Origin of the sequence: Klebsiella sp. C283, from assembly GCF_048822555.1 — a bacterium.
GTDB classification, from domain to species: Bacteria; Pseudomonadota; Gammaproteobacteria; order Enterobacterales; family Enterobacteriaceae; genus Klebsiella; species Klebsiella quasipneumoniae.
This window is the reverse complement of the sequence record NZ_JBMEZS010000067.1, coordinates 1-1,018: the sequence shown is the minus strand read 5'-3', so window position 1 is coordinate 1,018 and position 1,018 is coordinate 1. Positions and strand designations below refer to the sequence as shown.

Here is a 1,018-nt window from a genome sequence, read left to right as displayed (position 1 = left end):
TTTTGTCGTTCATGAATCATCCTGGTCTGAAGAAAAGCCTGCGATGAAGGGCATTGCATCTTAAAAATTGCGGTAAATGATACCGTAAGATGCCTCCCCTGACACGCCAATATCGCAGCATTCAGGTTTGCATCATCCCCGTAATATCGACATGAGACAGACTGACACAACCTGGCTCGTCACTCGCTAAAAACCAATTATCTTAGTAAGACAGCATCCATATTAGCCATGGTGTAAAACTGCCGTAGGGGTAATGATGATCCATATATCACCCGTTCTGGTGTGTGAAGCTGACATGATCGGTAATGACTCCAATTTACTGATAGTGTTTTATGTTCAGATAGTGCCCGATGACTTTGTCATGCAGCTCCACCGATTTGGAGAACGACAGGGACTTCCGTCCCAGCCTTGCCAGATGTTGTCTCAGATTCAGGTTATGTCGCTCAATGCGCTGAGTGTAACGCTTGCTGATAACGTGCAGCTTTCCCTTCAGGCGGGATTCATACAGCGGTCAGCCATCCGTCATCCATACCACGACCTCAAAGGCCGACAGCAGGCTCAGAAGACGCTCCAGTGTGGCCAGAGTGCGTTCACCGAAGACGTGGGCTACCACCACCCTGCGTATCCTGTCATACGCGTAAAACAGCCAGCGCTGACGTGATTTAGCACCGACGTAGCCCCACTGTTCGTCCATTTCAGCGCAGACGATGACGTCACTGCCCGGCTGTATGCGCGAGGTTACCGACTGCGGCCTGAGTTTTTTAAGTGACGTAAAATCGTGTTGAGGCCAACGCCCATAATGCGGGCGGTTGCCCGGCATCCAACACCATTCATGGCCATATCAATGATTTTCTGGTGCGTACCGGGTTGAGAAGCGGTGTAAGTGAACTGCAGTTGCCATGTTTTACGGCAGTGAGAGCAGAGATAACGTTGATGCCCGGCAGTACTTTTGCCATTACGCATCACGCCTTCAGTAGCGGAACAGGAGGGACAGCAGACGGAGACTGAAGCCACGGGA

At 50.9% G+C, this 1,018-nt stretch carries 1 pseudogene; it reads right to left on the bottom strand.

Going from position 1 to position 1,018, the window contains the following annotated elements:
• Positions 1-316: 316 nt before the first annotated feature.
• A pseudogene (locus ACOI7Z_RS27230) lies at positions 317-1,014 on the bottom strand (IS1 family transposase).
• Positions 1,015-1,018: the final 4 nt, after the last annotated feature.